The 17,579-nt window shown below is 66.4% G+C and carries 1 protein-coding gene; it reads left to right on the top strand.

The genetic code is table 11. The features are described 5' to 3' along the window. The first annotated feature begins 181 nt into the window (after window positions 1-181). Window positions 182-17,218, top strand: coding sequence for a YDG domain-containing protein (locus AAHM44_RS22570; RefSeq protein ID WP_342251401.1), 17,037 nt, complete (start codon window positions 182-184; stop codon window positions 17,216-17,218). Window positions 17,219-17,579: the final 361 nt, after the last annotated feature.

Below are 17,579 nucleotides of genomic sequence, written 5' to 3'. Positions count from 1 at the left end.
GGCGGGGCCGGGCGGCCCCCTGCCCCCCCCCACCCCCGGAATTGGGGCGCTGGGCCCGGAAACCTACTCCCCCCGCAGCCCCGATCTCTCCCGCGGCCGCGACCTGACGCTGCGCAACCTGGGCAGCATCGATCTCGATCCTACGGTCGGCGGCGGCGCCACCCTGGGCGGTGCGCTGACCGTGACCTCGGACACCGGCGACATCAGTGCCGGCAATGTCGTCACCACCACGAAGCTGACCGCCACGGCGCTGAACGGGTCGATCCTGCTTGGCGGCGGCGGTCATCTGATCGGCTCGCTCGGTGCGATGACCGCGGGCGGCGACATCGAGATCGGCACCGATCTCCCCGGCTTCGCCCTCACCGGCGACATCACCGCCACGAATGTGACTCTGCTCGCGATGAATGGCGGGATCACCCAGAACGCCGGCACCAAGATCACTGCGGACACGCTGAACGCGACCGCCAACAACAACATCACGCTCGACCAGGCGAACGCGGTCACCACGGTGAGCGGGCTCAACGCCAATCTGTTCACCAGCGGCCACAGCATCACCTTCCGCAACGATGGCAACATCATTCTCAACGGCCGGATCGACGCCACGGGCGGCGCGCTCCGGCTGACTTCGAACACCGGCGGCATCACCCAGAACACCGGCGCCAGCATCTATGTCCGCGCGAACCAGCTCTTCCTGAGCGGCGCCAGCGACCTGTTGCTCAGCAGCACCAGCAACGACATCGCCACGCTTGGCGGCGCGACGAGCACCAATGGCGGCATCCTCTATCGCGACGCCAATGGCTTCGACATCGCGGGCAACATCACCGCGACCACAGCTGTCACCGGGGGCGTTTCGCTGCGCACGGCCGGTGCGGGGTCGATCACTCAGAGCGGCGGCATCATCGACGTCGACTATCTCGGCGTGATCACCACCGGCGCCAGCACGGTCACGCTCAACCAGGCGAACCGGATCCACAGGCTCATCGCCACGTCCGGCAACGGCGCGCTTTCGCTCAACACCACCACCGATCTCCTGATCGACCAATCCGTCTATTTCGCTACGATCTCGCTGAGTTCGGGCGGGGCGATCACCCAGAGCATTAACGGCTCATTCTCGGCGGGCACGGCCAATCTGAGCGCGGTCACCGGGATCAACCTGCCGGGCGCATCCCTTGTCGGCAACAACGGCATCCTCAATCTCGGCACGATCACCAACACAACCAGCGGCGGCATCAACATCGTCAGCTATAGCGCGTCGCAGCTCACGCTCGCCGGCAACATCAATGCTGCGGGCCAGACGGTGTCGATCACCGATCTTGCAGGTAACATCTTCCAGGGCGGCGGCATTGTCACGGCCGATACGCTGAGCCTCTCCGCGACCAATGGTATCAGCGTCGGGCGCAACAACCAGGTCGGCAATCTCGGCACATTCGCTTCGACGATGGGGCCGATCGTCTTCACCAATGCCGGCAGTTTCAATGTCACGCAGTCGATCAATGCGGGCTCCAATACCCTTGCGCTGACGTCGCTATTCGGCGCACTCACCCAGAACGCGGGCACCACGCTCACCGGCGGCAGCATCGGGCTGCAGGCTGGTACCACTCTCACTCAGGGCAGCGGCGCCACGCTGCACGGCACCAATCTGTCGCTGACCAGCGGCGGCAATACGACGCTGGGCGAGGCCAACGACTTCACCACTATTACGGACCTTGCGGTGGGCGGCGACCTGACGCTGCGCAACTATGGCAACATCGATCTCAGCCCGATCCTCGGAGGGACCGGCGGATATCGCACGGGTGGCGCGCTCACCCTGATCTCCGATACCGGGAACATCCTCAGCACCAACTCCGGTATCGACACCTCGCGCCTGACCGTGAGCGCGGCGGGTTCGATCAGCCTCGCCGGCACGATCGCCTCGCTCGGTACCATCACTGCCGGCCAGTCCATCCTGCTGACCACCAACAACGGCAGCATGGTGCTGACCGGCAATGTCACCGGCCGGAACATCAGCCTCTACGGCAATACCGGGCTCAGCCAGACCGGCGGCATCATCGATGCCGACCGGCTCAACGTCATCACCAACGGCAATATCTCGCTGACCGGGGCGAATCAGATCGACGTGGTCGGCCGGCTCGACACCGACCAATACGACAGCGGCACCGGCCACGACATCACGCTGCGCAATGTCGGCGCGATCGTGCTCGACTATCAGATCGAGGCGCCCGGCGGCACCGTCTCGCTCATCTCGGACACGGGTGGGATCAGCCAGACCAGCTTCAGCGACCGCTTCATCGCCGGCACGCTCAAGGCCGATGCAGCCGGCGACATCGTGCTCGACTATGCAGGGAACGCTATCAGCCATCTGGGCGCGATCCGCAGCCAGGGCGGCGGCGTCACCATCGTCGATGCGAATGCCTTCGACCTGACGGGCCAGGTGCGTGCCGCCGGTGCGCTTTCGCTCACCTCGGGCGGGGCGATCACCACCAATGGCGGTCTGGTCGTCGCGGGCGGCCTGCTCAACGTCTCGGCGACCAGCGCCAATCTGGTCGCGGGTAACAACATCCAGCTCGGCACCGTCACCACCAACGGCAATTTCGCGATCGATACCGACGGCAATCTCACCGTCGCCGGCCTGCTCAACACCAATGGCGGCGACGCGACGCTGAAGGCGAATTTCGGCACGATCGGGCACGGCGCCAGCGGCACGATCACGGCCAACAAGGTCACCGCCACCGCGCGCGACAGCATCACGCTCGACAGCACCGGCAATGCGATCGTCTGGGCGAGTTCGAGCAACGGCGGCGCCATCAATCTCACAGGCAATGCCGATATCTTCTTCAAGATCGACACCACTGGCGACCTCACCGTCGATGCCGGCGGCATCGCCGGCAACAACGACAGCGTGATCGCCAATTCGGTGGGGATCAACTCGGACGGTGGTGTCTATCTGAGCGACCAGACCGTCACCATCAACGTCGGCAGCTATCGTTATCTGACCTCGTCGGCCGGTGCGATCGACGTCGAGAACCAGGGTGACATCAACCTCGACGGCGATGTCACCGCAAGCGGCGGGACCGGCTCCAACTATGTCCGCCTGAACTCGAGTGGTGGCTCGCTCCAGCAGTACAGCGGCACGATCAGCGGTTACAGCATCGAGCTCGATGCCGCCGAGTCGGTCCTCCAGGACGCCAGCGCGAAGGTGGTGACCGGCGATTACGGCCTGAGCCTCCGCGCCACCGATGTGTCGCTGATCGGCGCCAACGAGATCAGCGCGATCAGCATGTATACGGTCACCCATGACCTGACGCTGCGCGCGGTCGGCACGATCAACATGAGCGGATCCGCCAACCAGGCCGGCAGCAACCACTACACCACGCTGATTTCCGATACCGGCGACATCATCGGCGGCCCGATCAACGCCGACAGGCTGAGCGCCACTGCCGCCAACGGCAAGCTCGTCTTCAACTATGGCAACAATCACATCGGTTCGCTCGGCGACCTGACCGCCAGGAACACCGGCGGCACCGATATCGACATCTTCAGCGACTCGCTGCTCGGCCTGACGGGCAACATCACCGGCGGCGGCGTCAATATCTACGCCATCCAGGGGATCAACCAGCCCGCCGGCGCGATCACCGCGGACCGGCTCTACACGGGCACGAGCGGCGACCTGCTGCTCGGCGGCGCGAACAATTTCGGTCAGCTGCTCGATTTCGGCCACGGCAACGGCAAGAACGTCACGATCCGCAACCTTGGCAGCATCACGCTGCCGGGCACCGCCAACAGCTTCGGCACGCTCACGCTGACGTCGGATACCGGCAGCATCGGCCAGACGAGCGCTATCGCCGTCGCTACGCTGATCGCGAACGCCGCCACCGGCATCAATCTGACCCAGGCCAACAACTTCACGACGCTCACCGGACTTACCACCGCCACCGGCGACATCCGGATCGCGGACACCAACGGCTTCGCCATCGAGGGCAACATCACCGCGCCCGGCACCGTCGCGCTCGCCAGCGGTGGCAATATCACCACCGGCACCACCACGGTCGGCGTCGTCACGACGCCGCATGGCAAGGTCGATGCCGACACGCTCACCGTTTCCGCAGTCAACGCCACGGTCTACACCGCCGGCGACATCAACCTGGGCGCGTCCTCGGTCAACAGCGGCTTCACGCTGGTCGCCGATGGCAGCATCGACCTGACCGCGACCAGCAACTTCTTCGCCGCCAGCCTGATCGCCAATATCGGCTCGATCACCCAGAGCGCCGGCATCGTGACCGGCAACACCGTGCTCACCGGCGCGGCCGGCAGCATCACGCTCGACAAGGCCAACAGCCTCAGCAGCTTCGGTGGCACGTCGCAGGGCGGCGGCACCGTCACCTTCAACAATGCCGGCACCTCCACGCTCGACCTCACCGTCAGCACCACGGGCAACGCGGTCGTCACCACCGCGGGCGGCGTGCTCGGAGCCTATATTCGGGCGGGCGACCTGTCGCTCACCGCAGGCGGGGCGATCGACCTCACGTTCAATACGGACGTGAACAGCGTCAGCAAGCTGATCACGACGTCGGGGAATGTGCTGCTCACCGACGCCAACAGCTTCCAGATCCTCGGCGACGTCACCGCCGGTACGAGCACGCTAGGCACCGTGGACCTGCGGGCGAATACGGGCGGAATCTCGCAGTTCGGCGGCACGATCACCGGCGACGACGTCCACCTCACCAGCGTGGGCAACCTGAGCCAGATCGGCACCACCACCCGGGTCGTGGCCAACACCATCGCGCTGAGCAGTTACGCGATCATCTTCAACGGTGCGAACAGCTTCAACAGCGCCGGCAGCTCGGTTTCCGTCGCCACGAATGGCGGCCTGATCCTGCGCAACGCAGGATCGATCGATCTCGACGCACTCGGCGGCTTCACCTCGGGCGGCAACCTGGCGCTGACCTCGGACAATGGCTCGATCACTTCGACGGGCGCCATAAGCGCCACCGCGCTGTCCGCGATTGCGGAGCGTGGCACCATCAGCTTCGGCAACGCCGCCAACAGCTTCACCTATCTCGGCGCTCTCAGCGCCTCGGGCGATGCCACGATCACGACGAGCAGCACGTCGCTCAGCCTGCTCAACAACGTCGCTGTCGGCGGCAGGCTTACGCTCGGTGCGCAGGGTGCGATCATCCAGACCAGCGGCACGCTAACCGCCGCGTCGCTCTATGCCACCGCCGGCGGCGCTACCGGCGCGATCACGCTGGGTGCTGCCAACGACGTCGGTACGCTGGGCGCGCTCACCGCCGATGGCGATGTGCGCTTCCACGACATCAACGGCTTCCAGATCGCCGGCAATGTGCGCGGCGACCATGTCACGCTCATCGCGGATGCCGGCGAGATCCGTGAGAACAGCGGGACCGTTATCGCCAACCATCTCACCGCCTCGGCGGTCGATGGGCTGGTGCTCAGCCAGATCGGCAACCAGATCCACACCGTCGACGGCCTGACCAACAGCAGCAGCGCCGCCAATGTCGGGATCGCCATCGCTTCCGATGTCGACATGCGCATCGCCGGCGATGTGACCGCGCCGGGCCAGTATGTCTATTTCTTCGTCGGCGACGGCGACCTCACGCAGGACAGCGGCACGATCACCGGTGGATATCTGCGGCTCCGCCTGATGAACGGCAGCGCCACGCTGGGCGCCAACGCGCTCGACAATCTCGATTCCATCCAGATCGACGGCGGCGACTTCACCGCCAATTCAAACCTGTCGACCGGGGTGCTTGGCCTGAACGGCAACATCGTGGTCAGCGGCACCACCACGATCACCAATGCCGCCGGCATCACCCAGGGCCCGGGCGGGGTGATCAACACCTATAATCTGAACCTGAACACCGCCGGCACGCTCGACATGGGCAATGTCATCAACATCGTCGGCGGCCAGGCCAATATCACGATGGGGAGCGGCAGCTTCCTGTCCTATGGCGACCTCAACCTCCGGCTGAACGCCACCGGCGCGGCGACGATCACCTCGGGCGGCAACATCAATTTCACCGGCGCGGGCTCGTCCTCGGCCGGCACGCTGACCCTCTCCGCTGCCAACGGCATCTACTCGGCGGCGGGCGCCGGTGGGCAGATCGCCGCCAACCATCTCGGCACGATCACCAACAGCGGCAGCGGCGGCATCGCGCTCAACCTGCTCGGCAACGTCACCCTGGAAGGCGACATCACCGCCGCCGGACAGACCGTCTCGATCACCGCGGAAGACGGCCTCAGCCAGGCGACCGGCAACGTCATCACCGCCAACCGGCTCAACGTCACGACCACCGGCACCAACGCCTCGGCGATCCTGGACAACGCCAATCTGGTCGGCACCTTCGGGTTGAACGTCACCGGCGACGCGACGTTGCGCTCGGCGCTCGCCACCACGATCGCCCAGAGCCTGTCGGTCGGCGGCTCGCTGACCGTGCACACGCCCGCCGACATTACGATGAACAACGGCACCGTGGGCGGCACGCTGGCGCTCTATTCGGGCGGCGCCGTCTACAGCAACGGCTATCTCAGCGCGGACCGGCTCACCGGCAGCGCCAACGGCGATTTCTATCTCGACTTCACCAGCCTCAACACCCTCGACGCGGTCACAAGCGGCGAGGATATCCAGATCAACGGCTCGAACTCGAACCTCGCCATCATCGGCGACGTCACCGCAGCGGGCGGCATCGAGCTCAGCGGCCACACGCTCAACCAGAGCGCCGGCACGATCACCGCCGCCACCGGCATCGGCCTGTCCACCGATGGCGCGATCACCCAGAGCGGTACCGGTCGGATCGTTGCCGGTCGCATTTCGGCAACGGGCGGCGACATCAGCCTGGTCGGGGCGAACCAGGTCGGCGCGACCGGCAACTATCTCAACTCGAGCGGGCTCGCGATCGCGTTCCGTAACCAGGGCGACATCGTCGCCAACAGCGACTTCAGCTTCTATTACGGCGGGGGTTTGCTGACGCTGATCTCCGATACCGGATCGATCACTCAGTCCACTGCCCTGGGTGTCGGTTACGTCAAGCTTCAGGCGGCGACTGGCATCGACTTCAGCAACTCGGGCAACACGATCGGTTCGATCTCCGAGGCGACCAACAGCACCAGCGGCGGCATCGTGCTGACCAACAGCGGCGATCTGCGCATCGACGGCGGCATCACCGCGACCGGCCAGGCGGTTTCGCTCACGTCGCTCAATGGCGCGGTCAGCCAGGCCGCGGCCGGCATGATCTCCGCCCAATCGCTTGGCGTCAGCGCCCAGACCGGCGTGCAGCTCCACGCGAACAACAACATCCGCGAGATCGCCGGGCTGTCGAATGCAGTTTCGGGCGGCATCTCGTTCAACAATTTCCTGGGCTATGAACTCACCGGCAACGTCACTGCCGCGGGACAGCAGGTAACGCTCGATTCGACCAGCGGCGGGCTCACCCAGAGCGGCGGCATCATCACCGCCGGCAACATCGCCTCGTCGGCCTATGGCCTGATCCGGCTCGACAGCGCCAACAATGTCGGCAGCACCACGGCCAGTTCCTTCTCCTCGAACGTCGGCAACATCTTCTTCCACTCGGCGAACGCGATCCTGCTCGGCACGGTGAACGCGCCGGGCCTGCTCTCGCTCGCTGCGGACAGCGGCGACATCACCCAGACGGTCGCGATCACGGCCGACCGGCTGACTGCCAGCGCCGTCGGCGGCGACATCGTGCTCGATCAGCTCAATTCGATCGGCACGCTCAACGCCATCACCGCGCTCGACGGGATCTCGGTGCGCACCACCACGGGCCTGGCGCTCGACGGCGAGATCACCGCGCACGACCTGGTGAAGCTTGTCGCTGGCGGCGACATCACCCAGGTCGGCACCGGCGCGATCCACAGCGACTTCCTCGAGGCGACGAGCGGCGTGGGGGCCGCCAACGGCATCAGCCTGCTCAACCACAACCAGGTCGGCAATGCGACGCTGAACTCGAACGGCAAGGACCTGCGCTTCCGCAACACCGGCGACTTTGCGCTCGGCGACATCAGCGCCGCCGGTCACATCGTCGAGATGATCTCGGATACCGGCAGCGTCACTCAGCTCGCCGGCACGTCGATCCTTGCGGGCACCTTCTCGGCGACCGGCACCAATGTCGTGCTCGACAACACCGGCAACCGGATCAGCCGCATCGGCTTGATCTCGACCGGGTCGGACCTCAGCCTGCGCAACGAGGTGGCGCTGCAGATCGACGCTATCGATGCCGGCAGCCACAATGTCACGATCTACAATGGCGGCGACATCAGCGGCGGCAACATCACCGCCAACCTCCTGACCGTGAACCCGATCGGCGGCGGCGTCTTCCTGAACACCGCCAGTCACGTCAGTTCGATCGGCGGATTCAGCGGCTACCAGTTCGAGTTCGTCAACGACGGCAGCTTCACCATAGCGGGTGCGCTCCAGAACGGGATGTTCCAGACCTTCCTGACCAGCCAGAACGGCTCTATCTCGATGGCGGGCGGTGCGGTCAACAGCGGCGGCGTCACGCTTCAGGCGGCGACCGGCATCTCGATCACCGGCAATCTGAGCTATGTCTACGGGGCGACCACGACCACCGGCGACGTCTCGATCCTGTCGGGCCTGCTCGATATCCAGGGCGATATTCGCGGCGACACCGTCACGCTGGGCGGCACCGCGAATGGTGGCTTCGTGCGCCAGACCTCCGGTTCGATCACCGCCAATCTGCTTAATGCCAGCGGCTATGGCAGTGTGACCCTTGATGGCGCCGCCAACCATATCGCCGCGCTCGGCACGCTGAGCAGCAGCTTCGGCGACGTCGAGATCAAGAGCCTCGACGCGGTCGCGCTGACCGGCAACATCGATGCGAGCGGCTATTTCAGCCTCGATGCCGGCGGCGCGGTCGACCAGACCGGGGGGCGGATCAAGGCGGGCTGGCTCTACGTCAACGCTGCTGGCGACGTCACGCTCGATGCGGCCAATCTTGTCGATGCCGGCGGCACCGTCTCGCTGAGCGGCGACAACGTGACCTTCGTGAACGACGGGGCCTTTACCGTCGGCGGGATCGATGCCGGGACCACCGGCGCGATCGACCTGACTTCGACCAACGGCAATATCTGGCAGTCGGGCGTGATGAACGGCGGCTCGCTCGCCGCGACGGCGCATGGCTCGATCTCGTTCAACCAGAGCAATGTGATCGGCACTCTCGCCAAGCTCAGTGCCGGCACCGAGCTGACCTATTACGGCTCGACCGCCTATGCGCTGACCGGCGACGTCACCGCCGGCACCACTGCCTCGCTGAACGGCGGCGCGGGCATCACCCAGACCGGCGGCACGATCACCGCCCAGTCGCTGGCGGTCAATGCGGGTAGCGCCGATCTGCGCCAGGCCAATGTGGTCGATCAGCTCGGGCTGGTCACCACCAGCGGCGATTTCCTCTTCCGCAACGTCGGCGACATCGAGCTCTGGGCCAGCGGCAACAGCGTCGTCGGCGGCAAGTTCGGCCTCTATTCGGATACCGGCAGCGTATCCAACCCCGGCGCTCTGTTCACCGCCAACACTGTCGATGTCACCGCGGCTGGCAACATCGATCTGAACGGCGGAACCTTCAACTATATCGATCGGCTGGTGTCGCAGAACGGCGGCATTACGGTCATCACCACCTCCAACATCCTGGGCGGCAACCTGATCTCGGCCGTGAACGGCACGGTCGACCTCACCGTCGGCCGCATCACCGCGGACTCGGTCAAGGCCAGCCTGCTCAACGTCGATGCCACCGGCAACGATATCGAACTGACCGGCGACAATCTGATCGACCGCCTCGGCTATCTGTTCGGCAACAATATCTCGGTCGGCGTCGGCCAGACCGCGATCACCGGCTATATCAACGCCGCCAACAGCATCGCCTTTGTCCGTTCGGGCCTGGCGACCGATTTTGCGCTCGGCATGGGCTCGAACGGCGCGCTGCGGGCGCAGATGATCAGCCTCAGCAACACCGGCAGTGCCGGCACCGCGACGCTGACCGGCATCATTGCGTCGTCGAGCCAGCTCGAGCTCAATCTAAACTTCAACGGCGATGCCAGCGTCACCACCTCGATGGGCGGCATCTATCTTAACAGTGCGGTGGTGGACGGCGATCTGTACCTTCGCGCTTACAACGCGATCACCGCCTCCGGCGCGCACAGCGCCATCAGCGGCACGATCAGCGCCCAGAACATCACCGGCGACATCAGCCTGAATTTCGGCACCGACACTGTCGGCCATTTCGGCGATATCCTGACCGGCAGCGGCTATATCGGGCTCGGCGCCGCGTCGGTGGATATCACCGGAGTCGTCCAGGCGGGCGGTGGGGGCGGTGTATTCCTCAGCGCCGCCAACGGTTCGGTCACCCAGGCCAGCGGTTCGATCGTCAGCGCCGCCAATATCGAGGGCATGGCCACCGGCAACTTCCTGCTGACCGGCGCCAACCATATCTCGGCGCTGGGCACGATCACCGCCACGAACGGTGACATCGCGGTCGCAACCGATCGTTCGCTGACCATCGTTGGCGATGTCACGACCGATCGCAGCCACAGCATCTCGCTGATCAGCACGCTGGCGTCGGGGCCGGCGATCCAGAACAGCGGCACCGGCGTGCTGCACACCGGCACGCTCAACATCCAGGCGATCGGCGACGTCGTCCTCACCAACCAGGACATCCTGCGCCTCGGCCTGATCGACCCGACGCTGTTCAGCTTCTCGCAGGCAGCCGATTTTGACATAACCGCGGATATCGTCGCCGACGCCGTCCAGCTGACTTCGACCGGCGGCCAGATCACGCAGTCGGGCGGGGCGATCACCGCCAGTTCGACCACGCTGTCGGCGCGGAATGGCATCAGCCTGCTGGGCAACAACCGTTTCGGCACGCTCTCGCTGAGCACCATGACCGGCGACATCGGCATCAGGAATGTCGGCGACCTCGTCCTTACCGCGCTCGCCAGCCCGGGCGATGCTAGCGTCACCGTGGCAGGCGGCAGCCTGACGATCGGCTCGCCCACCGTCACCGCGGCCGGCAACCTATCGCTCGAGGCGGACAGCTTCGTCTCGATCACCTCGGCGATCGACGCGGGCGGCGATGTCTCGGTGACCAGCCACAATGGCGCGGTCAGCCTGTTCACCGTCCGGGCCGGCGACGACATCGCGGTCTCCGCGGCGACGGCGGTGTCGATCGTGGGGGCGTTGATCGGCACGAGCGGTGTCGACAACGAAGCCGATGACCACAACATGCTGTTCAGCGGCAGCGGCGTGACCCTCGGCGCGGTCAGCCCGGCGAGCATCTCGGCGGACAATACCCTGGAGTTCAACGGCTGGACGGGCAGCGCGGCGATCAACGCGGGCGCGGGCGGCGCGACCGTCAATCTCTACCGCATGAACAATGCGCTCTCGGTCGCCGCCGTCTCGGGCGCGGTCCAGGCCCAGGTTAATACGGGCGACCTGATGCTGGACACCGTTTCGGGCGGCAATGTCTCGCTGCGCTCGGTGCTGGGTTCGGTCAATGCGACCGGGGTGACCGTCACCGGCGACTACACGCTGTGGAGCGGCGCCGGCTTCAACGCGGGCGCGCTGTCGCCCTGTGGCTGCGGCATCGTCAACCTGACCATCACCCAGGACAACGGCAACCTCTTCCTGCCGACCTCGATCGGCGCGACCGGGAACATCCTGATCAAAATCGCGGCCGGCGCGCTCGACGCCGACACCGGCGTCCAACTCGGCGCGAACGGGGATGTGGAGATCCGCGCCGCCAATATCGGCATCGGCGGCCTCAGCGGGAACAATGTCACGCTGGTCGCCAATGCAGGCACGATCGACGTTCGCAATTTCCTGCTCGTCGCCAACGACTATACGCTCACCGGCCGCAATTTCGCGGGCGCGGCGCTTGCGCCGGGCGGCACGCGCGGCGGCACCTGGGCGCTGACCGCCACGGGCGCGCTCGACATGGGCGGCAACACGCTCGAATATGCGGGCGATATCGACTTCTCGGTCGCCGGCCTGCTCAGCAACGGCACGATCCGCTCGCTGTCCGGTGCGGTGACGGGCACCGCCAATTCGGCCGATGTCTACCAGCTGATCGCGGCGACCGACCTCGACGTCTCCGCCACCAGCGGCAGCTTCACGATCTTCCAGGCTATCGCCGATAGCGGCAGCGCGACGCTTCGCAGCAGCCAGGCGCTCAACGTGACCGGCAGTATCGAGGCGGGCACCAATGCCAGCGTGTCGGCCCAGTTCGGCGCCGCCACGGTCGGCAATGCCAGTGCGGGCGGCGATATCAGTGTCTATTCGCTGTTCGGCAACGCCACGCTGCGCCAGGCGAAGCTCACCGGCGCGACCGGTAGCCTTAGCGTGCAGAGCGTTATCGGCGCGGCGAAACTTGGCGCGGACGATGACGCTTCGATCACCGGCGACCATTATTTCGAGCGCGCGGCGGGCTCCACCGGCACCGTCTCGATCCTCGGATCGACCGGCGCCCGGGTGTATCTCGACCATTCCGCGGCGCTGGACCTGGTTCAGGCCAACACGGCCTGGGTCGAGGTGCAGCATGGCAACCTGTCGATCGACACGCTTGCCGGGCTTGCTGGCGACGCCACCGCCATCACCGGGGCGGGTTCGATCTTCGTGAATTCCGCCCGGGGCGGAGTTCTCCTGCTCGAGGCCAGTGGCGGCAACCTGACGCTGGGCGGCGCCGGGATCACCGCGAACGGTATCCATCTGGTGGCCGACGGCACCGTCGACACTACTGCGATCAGCAACCTTTCCGGCCAGTATATCGAGATCGTGGGATCGACGATCCGCGCGGCGTCGCTCAGCTCGAGCGGTGATGCCGACCTGTCGAGCACCAATGGCGGGATCACGCTCGACAACCTGACCGCTTCGGGCGTGGCGTTCGTCAGTGCGTTTGGCGACCTGGCGATGAACCAGATCTCGGTCGGCGGCCTCAGCGATTTCGTGGCAGGCGGCGAAGCCACGGTGCGCGGCGTGATCGCAGGCAATGGCTTCACTCTGACGGGGCAGGGCAATGTCACGCTAGGCGCCGATGCCGGAACGCTCGCGGCTGCCGGCAACGATATCCAGGTCGGTGGAACGCTGGGAGGCTGCGGGTGCTTCACCGGCGGCGCGACGGTGATCTCGCTTGGCGGCAACGTGTCGGTCAACCTTACCAGCGCGATCGGCGTCTTCGACCGCGTTACCGCCGACGCCGGCGATGTCAGCATCGCGAACGCCTCAGGCGATCTCGGGATCAACCTGCTGCGTGGCAACGACATCACCGTCTCGACGCCGGGTCAGCTCAGCATCATGGACGCGCAGAGCAGCGGTGGCAGCTATGCGCTGACCGCGGCGGACTTCGGCACCTTCACGCTCAGCCCCTCGCTGTTCGGCGGGGCCACCCGCCTCGGCGACGTGACGATCATCGACACCGATGGCGATCTCAATTCCACCGGGTCGCTCAATTCCTCGGGCGATATCCGGGTTGAAGCGCGGGACGGCGCTATCACCGGCGGACTGGCGCTGACCGCAGCCGGCGACGTCACCGCCATTGGTCAGGGCGTTGCCCTGCAATGGGCAGAGGGCCGCGACGTCACGATCGATGCCGGCACCGGCACGGCCGCGATCTCGAACACGCTCAGTGTCGGCCGAAACTATACGGTCACCGCCGGCAACTTCTCGGGCAATGCTCTGGCCTCCGGTGGCGCGAACACGGGCTCGCTCGCCATCACCGACACGGTCGGCGATTTCGACTTCGGCACGACCGACTTCGCCTTTGGCGGCGCGATCGACATCGACGCGTCGCATGGCTTGCTCAACATCGGTAACCTGCAGGCAGGTAACGCGATCACGCTGAACGCCGGCGGCAATCTGACGCTGGCCAGCGCGAAGCTGACGTCCACCGGCACCAACAGCTTCTCGCTCGTCTCGGGCGGGGACCTGCAGTTCGGCGCCGCCAATACGGCTTCGGTCGTTGGCACCAATATCTTCAGCAACGCGGGGTCGCTGGCGAGCGGCACGAGCATCCAGGCGGACGGCAATCTCGCGATCAACCTTCATCAGGCCGACGGCCTTGGCGCGATCGAGGGCGGCACGGTGCAGATCGCAGTGGCGGCCGGCGATTTCTCGGCTGGCGACATCGATGCGGTGGGCGCTCTCTTGGTGCAGGGGCCGGGCGGCACGCTCGCGCTGGGTAACCTGACCACCAGCGCCGGCCTCATCAACGTCAGCGGCCAGGGCAACACGACGCTGGGCAATGTGTCGGGCCACTTCGTGATCACCCTCGGCGCCAGCCTGGGCAATCTGAGCGTCGGCACCGTTACCGGCGGTGACGTGTCGTTCTCGGTGGCGGGCGGGATCGACGCCGCCGGCATCTCGGCCAGTACGCTCGGCGTGGTCGCGATGGGCGGCAACGTCAATCTCGACAATGGCGGGACCGGTTCGCACATCGGCAGCCTGGGCAGCGTCACGGTCGGCAGCGGGAACTTCGCGCTGCGCAACCTCCGGGGCCTCAGCCTCGACGGCGTGGTCGAGGTGAGCGGCGTGCTCGACCTGCAGGTCACGGGCGGGCTGACCCAGAATGCCTGGTACATCGTCATCGATCGCCTGCAGGGTAACGTCACCGGCGCGGCGACGCTGGGCGGCGACAACCGCATCGGCACGCTCGACGACTTCTCGGCCAATGGCCTGAAGCTCAGCAATATGACCTCGCTGGTGATCGACGGGCTCGTCCAGGGCAACGGCGGCGCCGTCTCGATCGCCTCGCATGGGGGGCTGGAGATCAGCCCCAATGGCAGCATCGTCTCCGCCGCTTCGGGCGATGCGATCGTGCTCGCCTCGGACGGCCGGTTCACCAACCTGGCCGGGGCAGGCGCGCTGAGCGCCTCGAACGGCCGCTGGCTGGTCTATACCCAGACGGGCGGCAATCCCGGCGCCTCCGACCCGCTCAACGATTTCGGCGGGCTGGCGGGGACCAGCTATTATGGCGACGCCTATGATTTCGGCACCGGCAGCTTCGCTACCGCGCCGAATGCAGGCAATCGCTTCGTCTATGGCTATCGCCCGGTGCTGACGGTCACCCCGTCGAGTCTGCACCTCGTCTATGATGGCACCGTACCGAACGTCACCACGACGATCACCGGTCTGGTCAATGGCGACAGTGCCGCCAATGCCTATGGCGGCGCGGCAGCGATCAGCGGCGTCGGCAGCGATGCCGGCACCTATTTCGCCTATAGCTCGCTGGGCACGCTCAGCTCGGAGATGGGTTACACCTTTGCCTTCGTGCCCGGCACGGTCGTGATCGATCCGCGCGTGATCAGCGCGATACTGACCGCCAACGACAAGACCTATGACGGCACGCTGGGCGCCACTGGCACGCTGAGCCTGAACGGGTTGATCGCGGGCGACACGGTGTCGGCGAACAGCACCGGCATGGCCTTTGACGGCAAGAATGCCGGCACGCATCTCGTCACGGCGAACGGCATCACCCTGTCGGGCGCTGATGCGGGCAACTATGTCCTTTCGGCCGGCAGCACGACTGCGCTGGCGGAGATCCTGGTCAAGGCGATCACGGCGACGCTGTCGGCTAATGGCAAGACCTATGACGGCACTACCGCCGCCACCGGCACGCTGGGCCTTGGCGGGCTGATCGGCAACGACCAGGTGAGTGCGGCCGGCAGCTATGCCTTTGACAGCAAGAATGCGGGCACGGGCCGTACGGTCACTGCAAGCGGGATCACCCTGTCGGGGGTGGACGCGGGCAACTATGTGCTGACCGGTACCAGCGCGACGGCGCTGGCGGACATCCTTGCCAAGGCGATCACCGCGACCCTGTCGGCCAATGGCAAGACCTATGACGGCACCACTGCCGCCACCGGCACGCTGAGCCTGGGCGGTCTGGTCGGCAACGACCAGGTGAGCGCGGCCGGCAGCTACGCCTTTGACAGCAAGAATGCCGGCGCGGGCCGCACGGTGACCGCTAGCGGGGTCAGCCTCTCGGGCGTGGATGCGAGCAATTATGTGCTGACCGGCACCAGTGCGACGGCATTGGCGGACATCCTTGCCAAGTCGATCACGGCGACCCTGTCGGCCAACGGCAAGACCTATGACGGCACCACGGCCGCCACCGGCGCGCTTGGGCTGAACGGCGTGGTCGCCGGTGACGCGGTCTCGGCGACCAGCGCCGGCATGGCCTTCGACAGCAAGAACGCGGGCACGGGCCGCACGGTGACTGCGAGCGGGATCGGTCTGTCGGGCGGCGACGCGGGCAATTATGTGCTGACCGGCACTACCGCGACCGCCCTGGCCAATATCCTCGCCAAGGCGATCACCGCCACGCTGGCGGCGAACGGGCGGGTCTATGACGGCACCACGGCCGCCACCGGCACGCTCGGCCTGAGCGGTCTTATCGCGGGTGACACGGTTGGCGTCACTGCCGCGGGCATCGCCTTCGACAGCAAGAATGCCGGCACCCGCATCGCCACCGCCACGGGCCTGGCGCTCAACGGTGCCGATGCGGCCAACTACACGGTCAGCGGCACCGCCAGCGGCAGCGCCGTGATCTCCCCCAAGGCGATCAGCGCCACCGCCACGGCGGACAGCCGGACCTATGACGGCACCACCACCGCCACGGGCCGCATCGCGCTGACCGGGCTGATCTCGGGCGACACGGTAACCGGTACGGCGAGCTATCGCTTCGCGGATGCCAATGCCGGCACCGGCCGCACGGTGCAGGTGAGCGGCCTTGCGCTCTCGGGCGTGGATGCGGCGAACTACACCGTCACCCTGTCGAGCACGCCGGTTACCGCCGACATCACCCGCCGTGCGGTTACGGTGACGGTGGCCGACATGACCAAGCTCCTCGGCCAGCCCGATCCCGCATTCACCTATGCCGTCACCGGCGGATCGGTGGTGAGCGGCGATAGCTTCGGTGGCGCGCTGGCGCGGACTGCGGGCGAGCAGGTCGGCCGCTATGCGATCGGGCAGGGGACGCTGGCGCTGTCGGCCAACTACCTGCTCACCGTGATCCCCGGCACGCTGGCGATCACGCTTACCCAATCGGGCGCCGATGCAAGCGACGCCCTCAAGACGCTGCGGGCCGGCGTCGCACCCGGCTTCTCGCTGGATCAGAACCCTTCCCGGAATCTCGAGGGCGACGATCAGGGCGAGGACGAGGGCGACGGCGACAAGTAGCGGGAGAGCCCGCACGACCTTTCGGTGCGGGCTCTCTGCCCCTCAGGGCCGGGCGCTGCGGTTGGGGGAACCGCGGCGCCCTACGCAACGGAACAGTTGCCGTAGACGGCTACAAGGCGCGCAGCAAAGAGAGCCCGCGCAGTCCCCCTGCGCGGGCCCCCACGGCCCCCCCCAAAGAGGCCGGATGCCGGCACGGCAGCGAAGAGCGGGATTCCAGACCCCTCCGCGCGCCGCGCCGAAGCTCCCTTAGAAGCCGATCTTCACCCGCACCGACGCGCGGCCCTCACGGGTGTTCTCGCCGGCTGCACCTTCCAGCGCGACGCCCAAGCGGACATTCTTGCTGGCCCGGGCATCGATGCCG

The organism is Sphingomonas sp. OTU376 (assembly GCF_038440415.1).
In the GTDB taxonomy this organism is placed as follows: Bacteria; Pseudomonadota; Alphaproteobacteria; order Sphingomonadales; family Sphingomonadaceae; genus Sphingomonas; species Sphingomonas kyeonggiensis_A.
This window is presented reverse-complemented; position numbering and strand designations above follow the sequence as displayed.